Origin of the sequence: Sphingobium sp. (genome assembly GCA_035196065.1) — a bacterium.
Lineage (GTDB): Bacteria > Pseudomonadota > Alphaproteobacteria > Sphingomonadales > Sphingomonadaceae > Sphingorhabdus_B > Sphingorhabdus_B rara.
This window is the reverse complement of sequence record CP136575.1, coordinates 1544198-1566108: the sequence shown is the minus strand read 5'-3', so window position 1 is coordinate 1566108 and position 21911 is coordinate 1544198. Positions and strand designations below refer to the sequence as shown.

The window sequence follows — 21911 nt, the reverse complement described above, 5'->3', positions numbered from 1 at the left end:
TGTTACAACTAAATTTCTGCTTTGAAATGGCAAATGTGATAAAAACTTATGTGATAGCCATAACCCAATGTTATGATCTTGCGACCAAGACGCATGTCACGTTGCGAAGTTGCGCAATTGGTCGCCCAGCCGGGTCGCGCGCTCTGCGTCCACACCCAGCCCCGACAATCCCAGCACAATCATGTCTTCAATCCGCCGGTCGGCATCTGGTCGGGGGAATTTGCGCTCGACGAGGTTGATCATCAGAACCTGGCAAAGACCCAGCCAATAAAGCACGCCGCTGTGACGGGCTTCGGCCCTGACCAATCCGAGCGCGCTGGCCGCCTCCATGTCTTCGACAAGACCCTTGTTCAGCGGATGATCTCTTGCAGTCGAGCTTGCATGGCTCCGCAGCAGCACGGCCGATCTTTTGGGGTTTGTGATGGCAAATTCAGCAACGACGCGCATGCCCCGCGCGATCCGCTCGACCGGATCGTCAATCCGCGCGTTACACCGTGCCACAAGATCCTCAAGCTCGAGCCGCACTTCGGTGGCGATGGCGTTGGCAAAATCCTGCTTGTCAGCGAAATGATTGAAAAAACTGCCCTTCGCGACACCCGCCTTTGCGACCAGATCGTCAATCGGAATGGCGTCAATCGATCGATCGACCAAAAGGTCAAAACCCGCAGCGATAAGCGCCGCGCGGGTACGGGCGACACGCGGCGATGAAGCAAGCGATTGAGACGAAGTGGCCATGCGCCAATTCTAATTGACTATCTGGTCAATCGCAAGTTATTTGACCAAATAGTCAAAACTGAATCGCGGGAGAGAGGCGATGTCGATCATTCGGATCGAAGATATTGCGCATGTACGCTTTGCTGCGCCGGACCTCGCTGCGATGCGCGCGTTCCTGAACGATTTCGGGATGCATACATTTGAAACGGACGGGCGGCTTTACGGCAAGGGCAGCGACGGACGCCCGTTCGTCCATGTGACACAGCCGGGTGAAGCGAAGTTCCTCGCGGTTGGTTTCCGCGCTGAGACTGTTGCCGATCTGGAAAAGCTTGCCGCAGCCGAAGGCGTCGCGATTGACGATTTGGAAGAACCCGGCGGCGGCAAGATCATCCGCCTGATCGATCCCGATGGCTATGGCGTCGAGGTTGTCGCCGGCCAGTGCAAAGGCGAAGCAACGCCCGCTTTTGCTGACCCAGAGCGAAACACGGCATCCGCCAAACCGCGTTTCCGCTCCACCATAAGGCTCGACCCCGCACCCGCCCATGTCCGCCGCATCGGTCACGCTGTTTTGAAGGTGCGCGATTTCCGCGCGTCGGAGAAATGGTACAAGGATCGTTTCGGATTTCTGACATCCGACGAAGTGGAAGCGGCCAAGGATGTTGCGCTCGGGGCGTTCATGCGCTGCGACCGCGGAGACAAGCCCGCGGACCATCATACACTATTTCTCGCGCAACTGCCCGGCCCACTCGGACTGCTGCACGCGGCGTTCGAGGTCGCCAATCTCGATGACCTGATGCTTGGCCACCAGCATCTGAAGGCGAAGAAGCGCGAAGCCGCATGGGGCGTTGGCCGTCACATAATGGGAAGCCAGATATTCGATTATTGGAAAGATCCGTTCGGCAATGAACTCGAACATTGGACCGATGGCGACCTGTTCACTGCCGCCGATCCGCCACAGAAACAGCCGATAAGCGCGCTGCTCGCCGTGCAATGGGGTGCACCGCATCCAATGTTTGCCAGCAAAATGCCGCCCCCTGCAGGCCTCATCGCTTTTTTCACTGCCCTCAATATCCGCATCAAACGGCTGTTCAGCCGCCAGCCAAAAGGAAATCCCGCATGAAACTCGCCACCTATACGGCTAATGGCCAAACCCGTACCGGCATCGTCTTGGGTGACCAGATCGTCGACAGCGGTGTCGAAGGCACGATGATCGACCTGATCCGCGACTGGGACGCGCTGAAGCCCGGTCTTGAGGCAAAGGCGGCTGCCGGCGGCGGCCTGCCGCTCGCCTCGGTCAGACTGGAAGCGCCGGTTCAACGTCCGGGCAAAATCTTCGCGATCGGCCTCAACTATGCTGACCATATCGCGGAATCAAAGATGGAAACGCCGCAGCGGCAGGTTTGGTTCACCAAGGCACAGACCAGCGTCAATGCGCCTTATGATGACATCGAAATCGCAACCGGCACGATGGCCAATGATTATGAGGTCGAACTGGTGGCCGTGATTGGCAAGGGCGGCAAGCATCTTACCACCGAAGACGCGCCTGCGGCCATTTTCGGCTATTGTATCGGCAATGATGTGACCGAGCGCATGTGGCAGCACGCCTCGCCGCAATGGTCATTGGGCAAGAGTTTCGACACACATGCACCCATGGGGCCGTGGATCGTCACGGCTGATGAAGTGGACGATCCGCACGCGCTGGGCCTGCGCTGCCTCGTCAATGGCGAAGTGCGACAGAACTCGACCACAGCGCATCTGGTGTTCAACATCTGGCAACAGGTCGAGCATCTCTCGGTAGGGATGACCCTGGAGCCGGGCGACTGCCTGTTTACCGGCACCCCGGGCGGCGTCGGCGCTGCCATGGACCCGCGCCAGTTCCTGAAGGCCGGCGACGTGGTGCGCTGTGAAGTGGACGGGCTCGGCCACATCGAAGGCACCATGGTCGCGGAAGGCTGAGCCCGATGATCCGCAAAATCATTTACGCTGTCCTGGCGCTAACAGTAGGCGCGTTGGTGCTGGCGTGGATCAATCGTGATGCACTGGTTGACCGGGCGATCCAAGGCAGGTTGCAGCAAGAGCCTGACCGCAGCTTCCTTAAAGACAAAGAGCATGTCCGCGTGCTGATCTGCGGTACCGGTTCGCCCGAAGTCAGCTCGGCCAAGGCACAGGCCTGCACGCTGGTGTCGGCGGGCGGCAAGATGTTCCTCTTTGACGTTGGTGACAGCGCAGTTCGCTCGCTCGCGCATTCCAAGATACCGGTGAACCAGCTCGAACGCGTGTTCATCACCCATTTCCATTCGGATCATTTCAACGACCTTGCCACGCTGATTAATGCCGGCTGGATTTGGGGTCGAAGAACACCGCTGGAGGTGCAAGGTCCGGTCGGAATTAAGCAAGTGCTCGATGGCTTCGCACAGGCTTATGCTCTCGATGAAGGTTATCGCAGCGCCAATATGCCGCATCTGGCCAAGAACCGCGCTGTCGCCTTTGGCGTGCCGCTCGAAATCGCCTTTGCCGAGGGTCAGCGCGTGGTGCGGGTGTATGACAAGGATGGCGTGACGATTGATGCAACGCTCGTTGCACACGATCCGGTGAAACCCGCTTTGGGCTACGTCCTCAAATATAAGGGCAAAAAGGTCTTCATCAGCGGCGATACCGAGGTTAGTCCGGTCAACATGGATGCGATGCGCGATGCCAATCTGGCTATCCATGAATCCTATGCCGCGCACATGGTGCGCCGCGCGATCCCGCAAATGCGGAAACTGGGAATGGATTTTGAGGCAACCGTGGCCGAACGCACCATCCCCTACCATGCCGACAATATGGCGCTCGCCCAGCAGGCGCAGGAGGCTGGGGTGAAGCACCTGCTGCTCACGCACCTCATACCCTATCCCGACAGTTTCGTGGTCCGGCAGATGTACACTGAGGGGATGGGGCAACAGTTTAAGGGCAAGCTGACAGTTGCGCAGGACGGGATGATCCTGGTGCTTTGATCGCAAATTGGCTCGCTAATCCGGGGGAGGGTTCGGATGACGGATTTTGATTGCGATGTGTTGATCGCGGGCGGTGGCCCGACCGGCGTCACGCTGGCGGTGCTTCTTGCGCGACGCGGGGTGAAGGTGATCGTCGCGGAGAAGGAAGCCGCGATCTATCCGCTGCCCCGTGCAGCCCATATCGACCATGAATGCATGCGCATCCTGCAGGAGGCGGGGGTCGCCGATGAGGTGATGGCGACAAGCCGGCGGGCCTCCCGCTATGATTTCCTCAACGCAAAGGGCGAAGTCCTGCTGCGTTTCGACGGCGCGGAACAGATCGGCGCGGGCGGCTGGCCGGTGGCGAACATGATCCACCAGCCTTCGGTAGAGGCGGCGCTGCGGCGCGCGCTGTCGGCCTATGCCAATGCCGAATTCTATGGCGGTTGGGAGGTCACATCCTTTGTTGATGACGGGGACGTAGTGACGGCGATGATTGCAACGCCCGATGGCGAGCGGGCGATACAGGCCCGCTATCTTGTCGGCGCCGATGGTGCACGATCGCTGTTGCGCAAAGCCTCTGACATCGCCTTTGATGATTTGAATTTTGAAGAGCCATGGCTGGTTGTCGATGTGTTGGTCGATGATGCGTCGCGCCTGCCCCAGAAAAATCTGCAGATCTGCAACCCTGAACGCCCGACGACCTGCGTGCTGATGGGGGAAGGCCGGCACCGCTGGGAATTTATGATCAAGCCGGGCGAAAGCGCCGAGCAGGTCAGCGACGATGCCTTTATCGAAAAGCTGCTGGAGCCATGGAAGGTGAAGGGTGCCGTGCGGATCGAACGCAAGGCGATCTATACCTTTCGAGCGCGTATCGCTAACCAATGGCGCAAGGGCCGCGTGCTGCTGGCAGGCGATGCCGCGCACCAGACGCCGCCCTTTGCGGGACAGGGCATGTGTTCGGGCCTTCGCGATGCCGCCAATCTCGGCTGGAAACTGGCAGAGGTTGTCACCGGCAAAGCGCCCGACAGCCTGCTCGACAGTTACCAGCCGGAACGCGAACCCAATGTCCGCGCAACCATCGAAATGGCGATCATGATGGGGCGCACAGTGTGCATCACCAGCAAATGGGGTGCGTGGATGCGCGACCTCAAATTCAAGCTCGCCCGCGCCCTTGGGAAATTGCCCGACGGGCCGCCGGCATATCCGCCAATCACTGCCGGAATCATCCTCACTGGCTGCGCAGTTGCCGGCAGCTATTTCCCGCAATTTGTGTCGAGCGAGGGTGCGCGGCTCGATGATGTGGTGGGAGCGGAGCCATGGCTCCTCAGTCGAGAGGATCTCGACCGGAAGGATCTTGCTCCCTTTGCCCCGGCTTTGCGGGATTGGCTGAACCAGACCGGCGCCGATGCGGTCCTCATCCGGCCGGACCGCTATCTATTCGGCGCTGCGGATGGACCATCGCTGAGCCGCGCATGGCAGGCGCAAACGGCAATGGTGGCGCAGGGTGCAGAATGCTCCTTCCGCGTCTGAACGCGATAGAGAGCATGCCCCCAATTTCATTGGCTTTTATCTAGTTACAAAACCGCTGGGCAATATTTGCTGAGATATTCGCCATGGCCCGGCATATGCTGGACCACAAAGCGAATAGACTGCTCAATGGCGTCCATTTCCTTTGCAGTCGCAGGCTCCTTCAGACCATCCGCCATGGTGTTATGGCCCCCCATCGCAATACCTTGCCCCATCATCACCGCTGCCCAGCTTGTTTCCGTGAAAAGTTCATCATCCTCGCGGAAGATTTGTCCATTCAAACGGAACAATTCGACCTTTTCGGTGAGGCTATCTGGCACTGCCATAGTCCGGCAATGATTCCAGAATTCGCTATCGCTGCGCGTGGTCGAATTATAATGAAGGATCAGGAAGTCGCGAATACGCTCATATTCTTTCCCGGTCAGCCGGTTGAAAGCATCTTCCTGCGCCTGCGTTATTCCATCCAGTGAAAGCAGCGCGATCAGCTTGTTGATGCCGGTGTTGATCAAGTGGATCGAGGTGGATTCCAGCGGCTCCATAAAACCCGCCGAAAGACCGAGTGCCACGACATTCTTGTTCCAGAACTTCTTCCGTCTGCCCGTTGTAAAACGCAGGAAGTTCGGATCCGCACCCGGTTTTCCGGCCATATTCTTGACCAAGATATCAAGCGCCTCATCGTCGCCCATATAGCTGCTGCAATAGACATGTCCGTTGCCATTGCGATGTTGCAAGGGGACTTGCCATTGCCAGCCTGCGCTATGCGCTGTGGCGCGCGTGTAGGGCAATGGCGGGCTGCCGTCTTCACGCATGCAGGGCAAAGCGACCGCACGGTCACAGGGCAGGTAATGCGTCCAGTCCTCATAACCTGTTTTGAGCGTTTGTTCGATCAACAGGCCGCGGAAACCGGAGCAATCAATGAACAGATCGCCTTCAAAAACGCTGCCATCGTCCAGGGTAATCGACGTGATGAAGCCGTTTTCACTATCCTGCGCGACACTGGTGACCTTGCCCTCTTTCTGCACCACGCCGCGCTTTTCCGCATAGCTGCGCAAAAATCTGGCGTAGCGGCCAGCATCAATATGATAGGCATAATTTACGGGCGGCAAATCTTCGCGCTGATAATCTTCTGTCCGTGCAAAGCGGCCGAAATGTGCGGCCATTGTTTCCATATTGAAGACTTGAATGGGCCGCTTGTCGCCCGCCTGATGGTATTTGTGCCAAATATGGTGGAACGATATGCCCTCCATCTGGTAGCCATAATTGCCGAACGGGTGGATATAGCTGTCGCCCAATTTGCCCCAGTTGACGAACTGGATGCCCAGTTTGAAACTGCCCTGCACGGCGGCAAGCATCTCACGCTCATCGACTTCCAGCAATTTGTTGAAATCGAGAAATGGCGGAATCGTGGCTTCGCCGACCCCGACGGTGCCAATCTGCTCCGACTCGACAAGCGTAATATCGACAGCGCGCCCGGCCTTTATTCGCGACAAGGCTGCGGCGGCCATCCAGCCTGCTGTTCCGCCGCCGACAATAATGATTTTTTCGATCGCCATATGCCCTATCCACTCGAAAGACTGTCCAATTGCAATAACGCATTCCATCAAAATGTGAACGTTCATTTTACACCTTGTGAACGCTCACATTCTAAATTATGCCGCCAAATTAACGGGAGAATCACGCCCGCAATATTTTGGGGAAATGGGAGGTTGCCTTGGCCAAGATTTCAACTTTTGCGCACGCTCGCAGATTTGCGGCGTTAACGACTGCTTCAAGCCTGGCGCTGAGCGCGCTGATTGCGACACCGGTGCTGGCGCAAGACGCCGACTCACAAACCGCAGCGGCCGATGAAAGCAAGGCTGAAGAGGAAGTCATCCTCGTCACAGGCTATCGCAAGGCCCTTGAAAGCGCGCAGAATAAAAAGCGCGATGCAGACACCTTTGTTGACGTCATCACCGCAGAAGATATCGGCGCCCTGCCCGACAGATCAGTCGCAGAAGCGCTGCAGCGCGTCCCCGGCATCAATATCTCGCGTTTTGAACAGCGGAATGATCCGGACCGTTTCTCTGTCGAAGGTTCGGGCGTCATCATTCGTGGCCTGCCCTTCGTGCGTTCTGAACTGAACGGTCGCGACATTTTCTCAGCCAATGGCGGACGTGAACTGTCCTTCAACGACGTTTCGCCGGAACTTCTTGGCCGGGTCGAAGTGTTCAAGAACAGCACGGCAGACATGATCGATGGCGGCATTTCAGGATCGGTCAACCTGATTACCCGCAAACCGCTGGACACTCCCGGTTTGAAAATTGCTGGCACGATCGAAGGCAATTATGGCGACATGGCAAAGAAATGGTCGCCTGGCTTTTCTATTCTGGGATCGAACACGTTCGAAACCGGCATGGGCCGATTTGGCGTCCAAATCGCTTATGCACAATCCGAACTGGTAACGCGCACCGATGCGTCGCAGATTACCGATCCCTGCTATCGCGCGCCCTCCCTCAACGGCCCATGTTTGCGCGTTCGCCCCGTCGGTTCGGGCGGGTTTGGCGGCGACCAGCAGTTCACGTCCAGCAATTTCCCCCCCGCCGGAGCGGTTTTTGTACCCAAGGGTGCCGGCGTTCGCACCACCGATCTGACGCGTGATCGCAATGCGCTTTCCGCAATCGGGCAATGGGAAAGCAACGACGGTCGCGCTCTGCTGACAGTCGAATATCTGCGTGCCGAAACCGATGCGACGCTGAACGAATATGCTGTTCTCGCCCTCGTCAACGACGATGGTCTTTTCCCGGTACTGGCACCGGGCACGACAGCAACCTATGACGACAACCAGTTCGTCGCGGGCACATTGACGCAGTTGCAGCCCTTCACGGGCGGACGCGGCATTCCAACCGAACTGCTCCGCTTCCAGCGCGAAGACACCGCAATGACCGAAGATTTTTCGGCGCATCTGAAGCTCAGCCCTTCGGATCGACTGCGGTTCAACTTTGAAGTGCAGCACATCAAATCGGACCGGACCGAAGATGGTTTCATCTCCGCGATGCAAACCTACTCCGACGTGCGCATCGACAACACCGGCAGCACGCCGCAGGTCGAGTTTTTGCAGCCCGGCCAGACCACTTCACCTGCGTCTTATTTCAACGACCCGTCGCGGACATTCTATTGGTTCCTGATCGATAACCAGGTCAAGAATGAGGGCGAGCTGACATCGATGCGTTTCGATGCTGAATATGATGTCAGCGATGAAGGCTTCTTCAAAAAAGCCCGCTTTGGCGCACGCTGGGGTGATCGCAGCCGCGTAACCCGCAGCGCGAACTTCTCGAACTGGGGCAATTTGGGCGCACCATGGACTGGTCGTGGCGGCAATTGGAATTGCGGCGACTTCCAGGCCTTTGGTTGCGGCGGCGCTTATGTCCGGGATTTCCCGAATTCGGCACAACTGCGCAATCCCTTTGGTGATGGCTTCCAGCGCGGCAATGCTCCGGTTCCCCTCGGGAATGGCTCGGCCTTCTTCTTCGGCGGCGACAATATGGTCGCCGACTATTTGAGCGGTGCGATCCGTACGCAAGCCAATGCAATCACCGCTTCAACTCTGACGCCCAATGCATGGTTCCCGATCTCTGCACGCGCCAGCAACGTGCCCGGCGGCGTTTGGACCACCGGCGAAATCTCTGATGTCGAGGAAAGCACCTCCAGCGCTTATGCACGCGTCGATTTCGGCACCCGTTTTGGGGACAATGCCGAGCTTAGCGGCAATTTCGGCCTGCGTTACATCAGCACATCGGTCCGCAGCGGCGGTTCGTTCAGCTTACCTACGCCGGAATTCTTCGACAATAACGGCAATCGTGACGGCGTAGTCCAGTTGGCAGAAGTGCAAGGATCTTGCGCATTCATTCTGGCCAATAATATCACGCCGGTGCCAGGCTATTGCGGTCTGTCACCCAGCCGCCAAGCCGCCTATGCCGCTTTGTTTACCGGTGAAATCATTCCTGACCCGCTGAACATCCGTTATGAAAACTGGCTGCCCAGCTTCAACGCCAAGCTTGATTTCGGTAATGGGATATTGGTGCGTGCCGCAGCGTCCAAGGGGATTTCGCGGCCGGATCTCTCAGCGTTCACATCCGGCGGCGGCGCTTATGACAATACCAACAACCTGCGTGCAGGCGGTCTTCTGGCCACTGGTCCGTTGCTTGGTATCGGCACGGGCAACCGCTTCCTTCGCCCGGTGGAATCGTGGAATTACGATCTCTCGTTCGAATGGTATTGGGCTAATGTCGGCTCGCTGACCGTTTCCGGTTTCGTCAAGGACATCACAAACATCATCAACAGCGGTGCGGTTGTGCGTCCTTTCCAAACCCGCGCTGGCACCACCGACATCATCTTCAATACGCCGGTCAACAGCGACGGCGGCACATTGAAGGGCGTCGAGGTCGCCTATCAGCAGGCTTATGACTTCCTGCCCGGATTGCTCAGCGGCTTGGGGGCAGGATTGACCTACACCTATGTCGATGCCGGCGATTTCAACAACGCATCACTGGGTGCCGAACAGAGCCCCTTGGCTGGCGGTTTGCCTTTGGCCGGCGTTTCGAAGCACACCGTCAATGCCGTCGCCTTTTATGAAAAGGGGCCGCTGAGTTTGCGCGCCGCCTATAATTGGCGGTCTGACTTCCTGCAAACACCGCGGGACGTGATCTTCCCATTCTCGCCCATTTATGGAGAAAGCACGGGGCAGTTGGATGCTTCGATCTTCTTCAAGGTGACCGAGAATGTGAAAGTGGGTATCCAGGGGGTCAATCTGCTCGATGAAGTCACCCAAACCTCGCAAGTGATCGACTTTGACGGAACGCGGGCAACCCGCTCTGCTTTCCGCAATGACCGGCGCTACACCTTCCTGGCGCGGTTCGACTTTTAAGCATCCGTTTGCCGATATGGTAACGAGCGGGCCTCTGTCATTGACCGGGGCCCGCTCTTCGTTTTGAAGCATGACAAGAGGACGCATGCTTTCGCGCTGCTTGGGAGCCATTGGGATCTAGCTATGAGAATATCATATTGTTTCGCGCTGCTTGTTGCCACTCTGTCGATCCATCCATTGAGGGCGGAAACAGGCGGTGCCGACAAGCCGGCATGGGAACTTGTCTGGTCTGATGAGTTCAACGGAACGGAACTTGATCGCAAAAAATGGAAGCCCGAAAAATCCTGCTGGGGCGGCGGCAATAATGAACGCCAATGCTACACTGACAGGACGAAGAATATTCGGGTGAGCGGCGGCCTGCTTTACCTGACGGCGCTTGAAGAGCGTTTTACAGGGCCGGATCGTCCGCCTGAAATTGCATCGATGCCCAATCCCAATAAGACGCAGCCCTTTACTTCGGGGAAGATACGCACGCGCAAGCTTGCCAGCTGGACCTATGGAAAATTTGAATTCCGCGCCAAAGTGCCCAAGGGTCAAGGAACCTGGCCGGCAGTCTGGATGATGCCGGCGGACGATCATTATGGCGGATGGCCATTGTCAGGCGAGATCGACATATTGGAAGCCGTCAACCTCGGCGCGACCTGTGACGAGTGTAAGGGCAATGTCGGGGAAAATCGCACACTCAGCGCCATCCATTTCGGCGACAAGGCGCCAAAGAACGAGCATGTTCACCAGCGGGTGGCCCTGCCCGACCAAGCCCTGCCTTCAGACGATTTTCACATCTGGACGCTGGAATGGGCAAAGGGGCTGATGCGCTTCTATCTGGACAACAAACTCTATTGGGAAGTCACCCCGGATCAATGGAATACGGCCTCTCCACGCGCAAAATCAAATCCCGTTGCGCCTTTTGACAAGGCCTTCTACATCATGGCGAACCTCGCCATCGGAGGGAAATTGTCAGAAGAAAACAATGACAAGGGAATAATCATGAACTCCGTCCCAGCGGAGTTCATGATCGACTGGATCCGTGTCTATCAATGCAAAGATGACAGGGAGAGCGGACTTGCTTGCATCAAGGGTGCCAAAGGGGGCGAATAAATCATGGGCAGACGCCGCCAGAATGTAACCATCAAGCATGTTGCCGCAGATGCAGGTGTTTCCCTGCAGACCGTCAGCCGTGTGATCAATAATGAACCCAATGTGCGCCCGGCGATGAAAGTGCGCGTACAGGAATCGATCGACAAGCTCGGTTATGTGCCCTCCATCGCTGCTCAACGGATGAGCGGGTCGCGTTCCTATCTGATCCTTGCGATCAATGATCGTGACCGCACAATTGCCGATTGGCAGGAGCGCCAAGGCAGCGATTGGGTCGGCCAAATGCTGCTGGGAGGCATGCTCAAATGCGCCGAGCACGGTTATCGGATGATCTTCGAGCTGGTCGATACGCACAGCGACCATGTCGAGCGCGAGTTGAGCGCTGCCATCGCTGCATTGCAACCTGACGGAATCATTCTGACGCCTCCACACTCTGAAAACACGCAAATCACGCGGCTATTGGCTGAACGTAATATTCCCTTTGCCCGCATCGGTTCGATATTGCCGGGTCCCGGAATTGCGATGACCATGGGCGATGAAGGCTCGGCCCGAATGGCGACCGAGTATCTGATCCAATTGGGCCACCGCCGCATCGGATTCATCGCAGGCGCACGCGAATATAGTCTTTCGGAATGGCGCGTGCAGGGATGGCAAAGGGCGATGAGCGATGCCGGATTGGATGCAGACGGGCTGCTGATCCAAGGCGATTTCAGTTATGAAAGTGGCGAACAGGCGGCCGCGAGCCTGCTCGATATGCCGCAACCACCAACCGCCATCATCGCCAGCAACGATCAGATGGCGCTGGCCGTGCTGGATGTAGCCGCAGCACGGGGTATTGATGTTCCCAATGCGCTGTCGCTGATCAGTTTCGACAACAGCCCCGTGGTGCGATTTGCAACGCCGCAACTCACCGCCATCGATCAACCGATCGCAGCGACCTTTGCGAAAGCCGTCGAACTGTTGATCACCGGCGGCATTGATCCTGAGCCGCAAGATCCGGTCATCGTTGCAGGCGAACTGATCGAACGGAGCAGCACTGCCCCACCGGGTAGCAATGACAGCCACTGACCAGCTGAGTTCGGACAGGCAGTCAAAACGCTTCCTGTATCTTTATGCTTTGGCCGTATCTGGCGGCTCGGTCGCATATGTTCCGTTCCTGACCATCTTGCTGCCCAACCAGGCCACGATGCTGAATGGCAAAGCTGCACTGGAATTGTTGGCACATATTGCCTTTGCAGGCGCGATCACCGCCAGCATTGCCAACATCCTTTTTGGCTGGGCGAGTGACAAGACACGCAACCGGCGTCCTTGGATTGCAGGCGGCCTCTTTCTGAGCTGCATCATGCTGCCTCTGATGCCGCTCGCCACTGACGCAACCATGATGATCTTCATGATCGCATGTTGGCAATTCGGTCTCAACATGATGCTGGCGCCATTAGCGGCATGGGCTGGCGATACTGTTCCCGATGCCCAAAAAGGATTTCTGGGCGGTTTGCTTGCATTTGCCCCGGCACTGGGGGCGATTTCGGGTGCATTGATAACTTTTCCTGGCCTTGCAAGCGACAGCGGCAGACTGGCAATCGTCTCGGCGCTTGTCATTATCATGGTCAGCCCGGCACTGATCGTTGGACGGCCAAAAAAAATGCCGCATCTGATTGGCGAGGGACAGAAACAGGACGCGACTTACCCGCAGCCTGAGTATAACCGATCCGCAGTCGCGCAGATGTGGTCGGCGCGCCTGCTGGTGCAAATTGCCGAAGCATCGCTGTTTGCGTTTCTGCTATTGTGGTTTCGCAGCATAGATCCTGAATTTGCTGACAATGACGCCGCCACGATATTTGCGACTGTGCTGTGCGCCGCAGTCATTCTGGCGCTGCTTATCGGCAGATGGTCCGACCATAGCAATCGCCCCATCCTGCCACTCACCATATGTGCGCTTGTCGCATCGACCGGCCTGATTGTGATGGCCATCTCGACCACCCTCTTCGCAGGCATTGGCGGCTATGTCATTTTTGGCCTTGCCAGCACCGTTTTTCTGTCACTCCATGCCAGCCGGACGTTAGGCGTATTGCCAGCGCCTGCCACGCGAGGACGCGACCTTGGTTATTTCAACCTGACGAACACCGTTCCATCGATAATCATGCCGTGGATTACTCTGGCCATGGTGCCCGTCTATGGTTTCAACATGCTGTTCCTTTTGCTCGCCATTTTATCGGCCTGTGCGGCAATCTTGCTTGCGAAGATGCCGCGCAGGCCAGCTGGGTAAATCAGGCTCTTTTCGCGGCCCAAAGCCCAAAGGTTGCAATGATGGCATAGCAGATAATCGGAACGACAAGGGCAAACTTCAGGCCTGCACCATCGGCAACCAGCCCGAACAGCGGCGGAACCAGAGCCCCACCCACAATGGCGGTACACATGATCCCCGAAGCCCGCGGTGCATCATCGGTCAGGCCCTCTGTGCCAAGGCTGAAAATTGTCGGGAACATCAGCGAATTGAAAAAGCCCACAAGGACCAGTGACCAACCGGCAATCGCACCAGACGACATGCCCGACAGCAAGATCAGCGCAATGGCCGTCGCCGCAAAGGCGGTGAGCACCAACCCCGGCTTGAACATCCTGAGGACAAAACCGCCAAAGAACCGCCCGACCATGGCACCGCCCCAATAAAGCGCGAGCATGCGCCCCGCCTCAACGGCAGTAATGCCCATCACCCCGTCATCGGTCAGATAGGCAATCAGATTGGAGCCAATAGCAACCTCTGCACCCACATAAGTGAAGATGCAAAGTGCGCCGAAACGCACCCGGGCGTTATTCAGGAAAAGGGCCAGCGTTCCGCCCACTTTCACATCCGCAGCCTCAGCCTTGTCGAGCGCCGAACGCCAGAACCAGAAGAGCCCGGCTATGGCTGCCATTGCTGCCGCCAACCACATATAAGCGTGGCCGATCACAGCGGATTCTGCAACGCGATGTGCCTGCAATGCTGTACCGGACAAGGTGGAAGGGTCGACCCCGCTTTCCTTGCCGAGCATCAGTTCGGCGCCGCCATAGACCATCAGGAAAACGCCGATTGAATTGAAAAGCTGGGCAAAGGTCAGACGGCTGTGTGACGTTTCCTTTGGCCCCAATGCAATCGTCACCGGGTTCATGCCAACTTGCAACAATGTGATCCCGCCACCAATCACGAATAGCGCGGCCAGAAATGAGCCATATATGCCCGAATTTGCAGCAGGCAGGAAAAGCAGAGCGCCGGCTGCGACGACCAGAAAGCCTGCCACAAAGCCCCGCACATAGCCGATCCGCGCAACCAGCATCCCCGCAGGAATGGAAAACAAGGCATAGCTCATGAAGAACGCGAACTGCACCAGGTTCGCCTCGAAATGGCTCAGCTGATAAAGATTTTTCAATTTAGGGATGAGGACATCGTTGATGTTCGTCACCCCGCCCAGGATGAAAAACACCGCAAAAGTCAGGAACAAGACGCTCCGCGCTTTACCCTCTATCTTCATACCGTCGCCGGCTGTCGCGTTGCCGCTTGGTGCCAATGCCATTTCTTCTCTCCCCTATCCGAAACTATTCTGCCTTTGGAGGACAGCTTGCGGATCCTTCCGCTGCCTCAACGCGTACATTGCGCAAGGTCGCAACAAATCCTTTTGGAGCGGCAAGGCGCAACGGAACGCCAACCGCGTTCAGCTTCGCACCCGCTTGCGCAAAACATCGCAGCGGAATCTGCGTTCGCAGGATCGTGCCGGCTGGCGACGCATCCGCAAGACGGCCAATATCCAGTGTCGCTTCATCCAAAGAAAGCTTGAGCGCTCCATTGGCGGGCTGTTCTACTCGCCAATCCAGCACCAATGCCGATCCCGATTCCAGTTTTTGGCGCAAATCCACCGGCGGACCATAAATCGAAAGCATGCCTTCGCGGTTCCAACTGAATTGGCGCGCATCTTCCTGCGCGGAGATATCCACCGCACGCACACTGACTGCTCCATCGATATCAAGGCGCCACGGCGCAGGGCTTTTGCCACGCACCATATAATGGGTTTCATGCGCCTGCATCGAGAGCATAACCCGCGGATCCTCGTTTACCCGACGGACACGGCCCGCTTTGGCGTAAGACAGACCATAACCTTCGGCGAACAACGGCTTGTTGATCGGTGAACGGCCGTCGGCGGGCCAGGCGAAGGGGAGACGCCCGGTGAAATCGCGGACAGGCTTGTTGCCAGCTCCTGCGACGAGCACGTCGGAAACGCCCAGTGCCTGCGTGCCCGGCAACCAGCCTGCCACAAAAGCATCTGCCTGGTTGATCAGCTTACCGGCGAACATCGGCCGGCCCGAAAGAAACAATATGACAATCTTTGTGCCTTGCGACTTCAGCCGCGCGACCAGTTCTTCCTCCTCCGGCTTTATCCGGAAAGCAAGGTCGGGAACATCGCCTTCAAATTCGGCGTAAGGCTTTTCACCAATGACAATAACGGCGACATCAGGCCGCAATACCGAACGACCGTCAGTTGCGATTTCTGCCGAACCGCCGCGCGCCGACACGGCCTGCGAAATGGCACGCCCGATCGTCTGGCCATTGGGAAAATCCGATGCCTTGGTATCTGTGCCCTGCCAACTGATCGTCCACCCACCCGCTTGCATAGCCATATTGTCGGCGCCCGAACCCGCAATCAGGACGCGCGCGCCGTTGCGGATGGGAAGAGTGGATTTTTCATTCTTCAGCAGAACCAGCGACTTGGATACCGCCTCGCGCGCCAAAGCCAGATGGTCGGCTGCGCCAACCAACGCCGTATTTCCGCGCTGCGTCGGCATTGCCCCCATCAGGCCCAGCTTGAATTTCACGCGCAAATTGCGCCGAACCGCATCATCGATGCGCGCCATCGGGATACGGCCATCATTTGCCGCAGCCAATGTGGAGTCAAAAAGCCCCTTCCAACTGTCCGGAGCCATGAAAAGATCGAGACCGGCATTGATCGCTTGCGGACAATTTGTTGCCGAACAACCGGGGATCTGGCCATGGCCATTCCAGTCGCCCACAATCAGGCCCGCAAAACCCATTCGCCCCTTCAAAACATCGGTGAGGAGGGTTTTGTTGCCATGATGCTTTGTGCCATTCCAGCTCGAAAAACTGGCCATGACAGTCAGGGCACCTGCATTGATCGCCGCCGGATAGCCTTGTGCATGCTTGGCGATCAATTCGGCCTCGCCTATGCGTGCGTCACCCTGATCGCGCCCATCCACCGTGCCGCCATCGGCAAGGAAATGCTTAGCAGTGGCGGCCACCCGCTCCGTGTCCAGCGGCTTGTCCGGTGACAAAGGCCCCTGCAGGCCCAATGTCATCGCTTTTGCATAGCTGGCGACAAGGGCGGGGTCGGCCGCATAGCCCTCATAGCTGCGTCCCCATCGCAAATCCTGCGGCACGGCAAGCGTCGGCGCAAAAGTCCATTCGATACCGCTGCCGGATATTTCTGCCGCGGTTGCCTTCCCAATGCGTTGGATCAAATCAGGATCGCGTGCCGCGCCCAACCCGATATTGTGCGGAAAGATCGTTGCACCCGGCAGGTTGGAATGGCCGTGAACCGCATCAACGCCGAACAATATCGGAATGCCTGCCCCGGATGTGCGGGAAGCTGCGCGAAACTCGGTGACAAGCTTGCTCCACTGGGCCGCACTGGCCCGCTCGTCGCCATAGGGACCGGAATTGCCACCAGCCAGAATCGAACCCAGTGGATAACGGACCAAATCGTCCGGCTTTATTGCGCTGATATCGGCTTGAATAAGCTGCCCGACCTTCTGCTCCAAAGTCATGGATTGCAGCAACCGGTCAATGGCGGCCTCGGTCGCGGGCGACGTGATCGCCTCCGGACTGGACGCTGCGGGCCAAAGCTCGGCGGTGGCATCGGCAGTCTGCAAATCGGGGGCGGCAATTTCCACGCGTTTCTCGGCAGAACCACTGCTCGGCAAGCTCATCGCCAATACCGCTGCCAAACACCTATTATACATCATCCCTCGCACGCACCCAATTTTGATAACGTTCTCAATTTTGGAAATACCCGAAGTTCCGTCAGAATCAAGCACCAAGATTTGAAGGATGACCCATTTTAACCGCACGGGCAGTTACGCATTGCCGCAAATGGCCGCCAAGGTCGCGCCGGGGAAGAGGATCGCCACCTATAAACGCTGCATTGCCCGCTCTCTTCGTCGGACAGGGACGTAGCTATTCTCAGCCCCATCATTCAATCAGCAGCCCATCTCGCCACGATCAACACACCCAGTTCCCGCATCGCTGCTGGGTATCTCCGCATTCCGTTGGCGGCGGTATCATTCGCCTTGCCGTCGCGCTTCAGAGGCTTCCTCATGAAGGTCAAGGCTGCCGCTTTGTCGCCGGTTTTGGTGACGTAACTCTCAACAACTTCGCCACTATAAATCGAGCATAAGTTGCCCACTAGCTGCCGGCTCGACCTTTAACCGACGGTCCTTGCCATTCATCCTTATACCGGCTTTGCGGCTGCCATGTTTGGCAACAATCTTGCGTGCGCCAGCTTTGTGACCAGCGCCTTTACGAATGGCATGGAGCGCTCCTCGCGCCGCTTTTGCCGCTGCGACGTTATCGACAATCGGGGCCGGATAGCACAAATCGGCTGCACCCTCCCATCGCCAGGGCTCATGGATGAAGGCCGAAGGGACTATATTCAGTTCAGGCACATAGCTGCGCACAAAACTACCCTCGGGGTCATGATCATAGCCCTGCTTGACCGGATTATAGATCCTCATGGCGTTGATGCCCGTTGTCCCGGATTGCATCTGGACCTGCGGCCAGTGAATGCCGGGCTCATAGTCCACAAATTTGCGCGCAAGATGAAGCCCACTATCGCGCCAGGGCAGCCAGAGATGATAACTGGCGAACGACATCAGCATTGCGCGCATGCGAAAGTTGATCCAGCCATGCTGATTAAGTGCGCGCATGCAAGCATCGATAAACGGAAACCCCGTGGCACCCTCGCTCCAAGCGGATAGCCGCTCACTATCGGCAACGGCGGGGCGCAGACCATCATAAGCATGATGCAGATTTTCAAATTCGAGCCTTGGTTCGTCTTCGAGCTTCTGCATGAAGTGGCAATGCCAGTGTTGCCGACCGGTGAAAGAGCGCAGCGAGGCCCGCCACCTGCTGGAATCGGGTGCGTTCGAAAGCTTCAAAGCGCGCATGCGCGTCCAGCTGGCCTGCGCCACTTCACGCATGGAAATTGTACCCCAGGTCAGATGCGGCGATAGGCGTGAGCTGGCGTCGAAGGCGGTGACCGGGCTCGACATCTGATAGCGATAATCGCGGCCGCGTTGGTTCAGGAAACTGGCCAATATGTCCAACCCCGCCGCACGGCCTCCGCGCTGGCGGTAAGGGCATGGATCTGGTGCAAGCCGCAGGTCATCGCCAGTCGGGATGTTAGTTGGCCAATCCCCCACGACCGGCGAGAGCATTTGCGGCGGCGGCGTAATGGCTTGGGCCATGTCACGGTCCCAGGCCTGAGCCCAGCCGTTGCGTGATTTCAGGCGCCGGACGACCCCGAACTGCCGCATTTCATGCCAAGGGATGCCTGCCGCCCTAGCCCATGCCGCCACTGCGCGATCGCGGGCATAAGTCCATCCGTTGCCGGTTTCTTCATGGCTCCACAAGGCTGCAATACCATGGCTGTTATGCAGTTGCTGGAGAATGGATACCGCATCGCCCACCATCAGACACAAGGGTTGACCAAGCGTTGCAAGCGCGTGCTGGAGATGGTCTAGGCATTCTGCCGCAAATGCCCATTGCCGGGCCGATACGTCGGGTTGCGCCCATAGTTCAGGCTCGACAATATATAGGGGTAGCACCGATCCAGCCTGTGCGGCCATTGCCAAAGGACGGTGATCGTCGATCCGCAGATCACGTTTGAACCAAACGATGTTGAGCGGCCGGGTCATGGCAGATTGCAGTCCTGCAACGCGGCCGGCATGCACTGCTTGAAGGCGAAATAGCCTTTAAGCGCATGGGGCCAAAACTGGTTGTCCCAACTGCGGCGCACCTGCCTTAGCGCAATGCCATTTTCGGCAAGCACCGGATGGACACGCGCCAAAGCATCCGCCACTGGTCCTATGGGCGCATATGGCGTGATAATCTGCCGCACACCCGCAGCTTCTGCCGCAGAGATGAGCATATGGGCATCAAGCTTGGACGATATATCGGCAGGACATTTGAAATAGGCAGATGTCCGTGTTGCGGTATCCGCCGCGGCGGTTTGCACAAACCTTCGCGCAGACTTGCCCCACAGCAAGTCCGCATCTGCAGCGATGCGTATTGCTCTGATTATAGCATTGGCCGGGAACAGTGATTCCAGGTGCATGTCGTCATGCGTGACCAGCAAGAGCGAAGGCTGTTCGGCAACAAATGGCGCCATGTCAGGCAGTGCACGCGCCGCTTCAACTGGCGGTTCGGTAAGCGCCACAGCGGATTTTGCCAGTCCAACCGGGGCGAACCGTCCATTGGTATAGCGGGAAATATTGTCCGCCGCGGCAAGATAGGTTTTGCCAACGGTCTGCAGTCCCGCCACCCACCGCCAGGATAGCGTGTTGCTGGCTGCATCGGCATCAATCAGATGGCGCAGGAAAAAGTCGGCACCCAACGCCCAGGGCAAACGCAGGGTGAATATCCAGATCGAAGCGAACCACATCCGTGCATGATTATGCAGATAGCCGGTTTCAACCAGTTCCCGGGCCCAGTGGTCGAACCCGTCGATCCCGGTACGTCCTTCTTCGGCAGCAGTGATCGCACTGTGATCAGCAAATTCCCTGCGCTGCATGTCACATTCTGCCAGATAGCGCGACCAGACTGCTGGTCGCATTTCCAACCACCCTTTCCAGTAAGTCCGCCAGAAAACTTCCTGCAAAAATTTTTGCGCCGATCCGTCAGGATGCTGGGCGAGAACATGAGTGAAGACTTCTTGTTCGGTAATCAGCCGATAACGCAAATAGCTGGAAAGCCTTGAAACCGCACCGGGCTGATCAGGGCCGTGATCCGTGTTACGGCCAGTTGCGTATGCTGCCCCTGCATCCGGCACGAATTGCGTGAGCCGGTTCAAGCCATCGGCGCGCGTGGCGGCGCAATGAAAGTCGGCCGTCATCACCGCACAATTGCGCGTTGCGTGCATGGCCAGACATCAAGCCATCGCAAATGCGCATTATCCCAAGCGCAAAGCAGACAGCTTTTTTCAAACCAATGGATTAAGTTTCCCATCTGGGTGGCGCTAAAGCTGAAGCAATGCGCTGTCAGCATGGGCATTGGGCCGTATGCGAGAGAAGAGGAATATTGCCAGCACGCATATCGAAGTCAGGATCGCTTGGCAGATATGCTCACCCACCCATTCCAACGCCGCCAAGATTTAATGCGCAAGACAGTGAATAGCGGAACGGCTGGCTGGTTTTCTGGAACAGGACATCGCGCCCACTGATCGCTTAACGCGCTTCCGCCCAACTGGCGCGTTTGCTCTGACACAACCGTCTCGGTTGCTTTGCAGGCTCAGGCAGGGTGCTGGCCGCAGCGCATAAAGTGGGACGCGCGGCCCGCCTTATCGAATATGATCCGCGCTATTGCGATGTGATCATCCAGCGCTTTGAAAGGCTGACGAGCCAGCAGGTTGTTCATAGCCACAACCTGAACGGATGAAACAGGTCCCAAACCTGCCACATAATGATTATCGGAAATAGGATTTTACATCGTCCGAGAGGTCGAAAAGCTTCTTTCGCCTATCAATGTCACATTGCTTTGCGAATAAGGCGTTCGTCTGAAGAAGCTTTTGTATATCGACATTATGTGCAGACATGGATCGCCCCGTCCGCCGCATAATCTCGAACGATGGGAGGGGGCCGTTGGTCGCCAGCTCATAGATTATTCTGATTTCGTTATGCAGGCACTTAATGTTGGTGCCAGACTGAAATTTTATAATCTTGTCTAATGCATCTATCATGATTCAGCCAATGACAGTTGATCGACATCAGCAATTATTGATAACGCTTAATAAGCGTCAACAACTATGTAAAATAGTGTAAAATACTATTGGTTACAGACTGTTGAAAATTGCTAGTGATTTAGCTGAGCCGGGCGGCAGGACTTTGCTTCCCGCTGTTCAATGCCTTCGTCGCATAATCCTTAAGGCGAAAGAGAGCAGAAGCGAAATTGCCCCCAAAACGATCGCTGCGCCCAATACATCGCCCACAAAGATTGCCGTGATTCCGTCAAAGTGCGGTTGATGCGTGCCCATCATCCACAGGAGTATATTCCGAAAGATAGAATTGGCAGCAGCGCAACTGACCGACAGGGCGATCACATGCCAGCCATTCAAACCGACAAGATCATTGTCGATCCTGAAATAGTGACGGCACAACATGATGGCCACCCATGGCGCTAAGCCTGACGAAATGGAGAGCAATATCTCATAGAAGAGATCATCTTGAGGCTGGGTGAGATAGGCACCTAACATCAACCCTGCTGCGCCCCGACCACCAAAAATCAACACCGCCATGACGCGAAATGCTGCTGGCAGAAATATCCAATGCGCTCGCTCGGAAAAGGCCGTGTGCGCAAACAGCCACATGTTGACGTTGAACACGGCCCACCACAAGACAGCGGTGCCGCCGACAATCAATATCGCTCGCAACGAGCGTTCAAG

General features: G+C 57.0%; 15 protein-coding genes. 8 read left to right on the top strand and 7 right to left on the bottom strand.

Going from position 1 to position 21911, the window contains the following annotated elements; all coding sequences use genetic code 11:
- Positions 1 to 96: 96 nt before the first annotated feature.
- Entirely contained in the window at positions 97 to 735 is a 639-nt protein-coding gene (locus RSE16_07520; protein ID WRH74585.1) for a TetR/AcrR family transcriptional regulator, read from the bottom strand.
- Between the two features lie 79 nt (positions 736 to 814).
- Here RSE16_07520 and RSE16_07515 point away from each other — a divergent pair, with 79 nt between their 5' ends.
- From RSE16_07515 to RSE16_07500, 4 genes are read left to right on the top strand one after another with little or no spacing between them, the layout of a single operon-like run.
- Complete coding sequence (locus RSE16_07515; GenBank protein WRH74584.1) at positions 815 to 1834, top strand: VOC family protein; 1020 nt, start codon at positions 815 to 817, stop codon at positions 1832 to 1834.
- Positions 1831 to 2670, top strand: coding sequence for a fumarylacetoacetate hydrolase family protein (locus tag RSE16_07510; protein ID WRH74583.1), 840 nt, complete (start codon positions 1831 to 1833; stop codon positions 2668 to 2670). Before RSE16_07515 ends, RSE16_07510 begins: the two co-directional genes overlap by 4 nt.
- A 5-nt stretch (positions 2671 to 2675) precedes the next feature.
- Positions 2676 to 3707, top strand: a complete 1032-nt coding sequence (locus RSE16_07505) for an MBL fold metallo-hydrolase (protein WRH74582.1) — start codon at positions 2676 to 2678, stop codon at positions 3705 to 3707.
- A 36-nt stretch (positions 3708 to 3743) separates the two neighbouring features.
- Positions 3744 to 5219 (top strand): bifunctional 3-(3-hydroxy-phenyl)propionate/3-hydroxycinnamic acid hydroxylase, encoded by a 1476-nt coding sequence (locus tag RSE16_07500; protein ID WRH74581.1) that lies wholly within the window; start codon positions 3744 to 3746, stop codon positions 5217 to 5219.
- 44 nt (positions 5220 to 5263) lie between these two features.
- Here the strand turns inward: RSE16_07500 and RSE16_07495 are convergent, their stop codons facing one another.
- Entirely contained in the window at positions 5264 to 6769 is a 1506-nt protein-coding gene (locus RSE16_07495; GenBank protein ID WRH74580.1) for a tryptophan halogenase family protein, read from the bottom strand.
- A 158-nt stretch (positions 6770 to 6927) separates the two neighbouring features.
- On the opposite strand from RSE16_07495, the gene RSE16_07490 reads away from it, so the two are divergent.
- From RSE16_07490 to RSE16_07475, 4 genes are all read left to right on the top strand, one after another.
- Complete coding sequence (locus RSE16_07490) at positions 6928 to 10119, top strand: TonB-dependent receptor (protein WRH74579.1); 3192 nt, start codon at positions 6928 to 6930, stop codon at positions 10117 to 10119.
- A gap of 123 nt (positions 10120 to 10242) precedes the next feature.
- Positions 10243 to 11217 carry a glycoside hydrolase family 16 protein gene (locus RSE16_07485; GenBank protein WRH74578.1) on the top strand — a complete coding sequence of 325 codons (975 nt, stop codon included), beginning with the start codon at positions 10243 to 10245 and terminating at the stop codon, positions 11215 to 11217.
- A 3-nt stretch (positions 11218 to 11220) separates the two neighbouring features.
- Positions 11221 to 12282 carry a LacI family DNA-binding transcriptional regulator gene (locus tag RSE16_07480; GenBank protein WRH74577.1) on the top strand — a complete coding sequence of 354 codons (1062 nt, stop codon included), beginning with the start codon at positions 11221 to 11223 and terminating at the stop codon, positions 12280 to 12282.
- A complete protein-coding gene (locus RSE16_07475; protein ID WRH74576.1) occupies positions 12269 to 13480 on the top strand; it encodes an MFS transporter in 1212 nt (403 codons plus the stop codon). The genes RSE16_07480 and RSE16_07475 overlap by 14 nt, the downstream gene beginning before the upstream one ends.
- A 1-nt stretch (position 13481) precedes the next feature.
- On the opposite strand, the gene RSE16_07470 is transcribed toward RSE16_07475, so the two are convergent.
- The 5 genes from RSE16_07470 to RSE16_07450 form a co-directional block, all read right to left on the bottom strand.
- Positions 13482 to 14762, bottom strand: coding sequence for a sugar MFS transporter (locus RSE16_07470; protein ID WRH74575.1), 1281 nt, complete (start codon positions 14760 to 14762; stop codon positions 13482 to 13484).
- Between the two features lie 22 nt (positions 14763 to 14784).
- Positions 14785 to 17184: a glycoside hydrolase family 3 N-terminal domain-containing protein gene (locus RSE16_07465; protein WRH74574.1), complete on the bottom strand. Its 2400-nt coding sequence runs from the start codon at positions 17182 to 17184 to the stop codon at positions 14785 to 14787.
- A gap of 450 nt (positions 17185 to 17634) precedes the next feature.
- On the bottom strand, positions 17635 to 19170 hold the full coding sequence (locus RSE16_07460; GenBank protein ID WRH74573.1) for an FAD-binding domain-containing protein: 1536 nt from the start codon (positions 19168 to 19170) through the stop codon (positions 17635 to 17637).
- A complete protein-coding gene (locus RSE16_07455; GenBank protein WRH74572.1) occupies positions 19167 to 20393 on the bottom strand; it encodes an FAD-binding domain-containing protein in 1227 nt (408 codons plus the stop codon). Before RSE16_07455 ends, RSE16_07460 begins: the two co-directional genes overlap by 4 nt.
- 975 nt (positions 20394 to 21368) lie before the next feature.
- A complete protein-coding gene (locus RSE16_07450) occupies positions 21369 to 21887 on the bottom strand; it encodes a hypothetical protein (GenBank protein WRH74571.1) in 519 nt (172 codons plus the stop codon).
- Positions 21888 to 21911 lie beyond the last annotated feature (24 nt).

Bases quoted from the DNA above. Each gene is read 5' to 3' on its own strand.
- RSE16_07520 (WRH74585.1), bottom strand. From the start codon at position 735: ATGGCCACTTCGTCTCAATCGCTTGCTTCATCGCCGCGTGTCGCCCGT.
- RSE16_07515 (WRH74584.1), top strand. From the start codon at position 815: ATGTCGATCATTCGGATCGAAGATATTGCGCATGTACGCTTTGCTGCG.
- RSE16_07510 (WRH74583.1), top strand. From the start codon at position 1,831: ATGAAACTCGCCACCTATACGGCTAATGGCCAAACCCGTACCGGCATC.
- RSE16_07505 (WRH74582.1), top strand. From the start codon at position 2,676: ATGATCCGCAAAATCATTTACGCTGTCCTGGCGCTAACAGTAGGCGCG.
- RSE16_07500 (WRH74581.1), top strand. From the start codon at position 3,744: ATGACGGATTTTGATTGCGATGTGTTGATCGCGGGCGGTGGCCCGACC.
- RSE16_07495 (WRH74580.1), bottom strand. From the start codon at position 6,769: ATGGCGATCGAAAAAATCATTATTGTCGGCGGCGGAACAGCAGGCTGG.
- RSE16_07485 (WRH74578.1), top strand. From the start codon at position 10,243: ATGAGAATATCATATTGTTTCGCGCTGCTTGTTGCCACTCTGTCGATC.
- RSE16_07480 (WRH74577.1), top strand. From the start codon at position 11,221: ATGGGCAGACGCCGCCAGAATGTAACCATCAAGCATGTTGCCGCAGAT.
- RSE16_07475 (WRH74576.1), top strand. From the start codon at position 12,269: ATGACAGCCACTGACCAGCTGAGTTCGGACAGGCAGTCAAAACGCTTC.
- RSE16_07470 (WRH74575.1), bottom strand. From the start codon at position 14,762: ATGGCATTGGCACCAAGCGGCAACGCGACAGCCGGCGACGGTATGAAG.
- RSE16_07465 (WRH74574.1), bottom strand. From the start codon at position 17,184: ATGAGCTTGCCGAGCAGTGGTTCTGCCGAGAAACGCGTGGAAATTGCC.
- RSE16_07460 (WRH74573.1), bottom strand. From the start codon at position 19,170: ATGACCCGGCCGCTCAACATCGTTTGGTTCAAACGTGATCTGCGGATC.
- RSE16_07455 (WRH74572.1), bottom strand. From the start codon at position 20,393: ATGCACGCAACGCGCAATTGTGCGGTGATGACGGCCGACTTTCATTGC.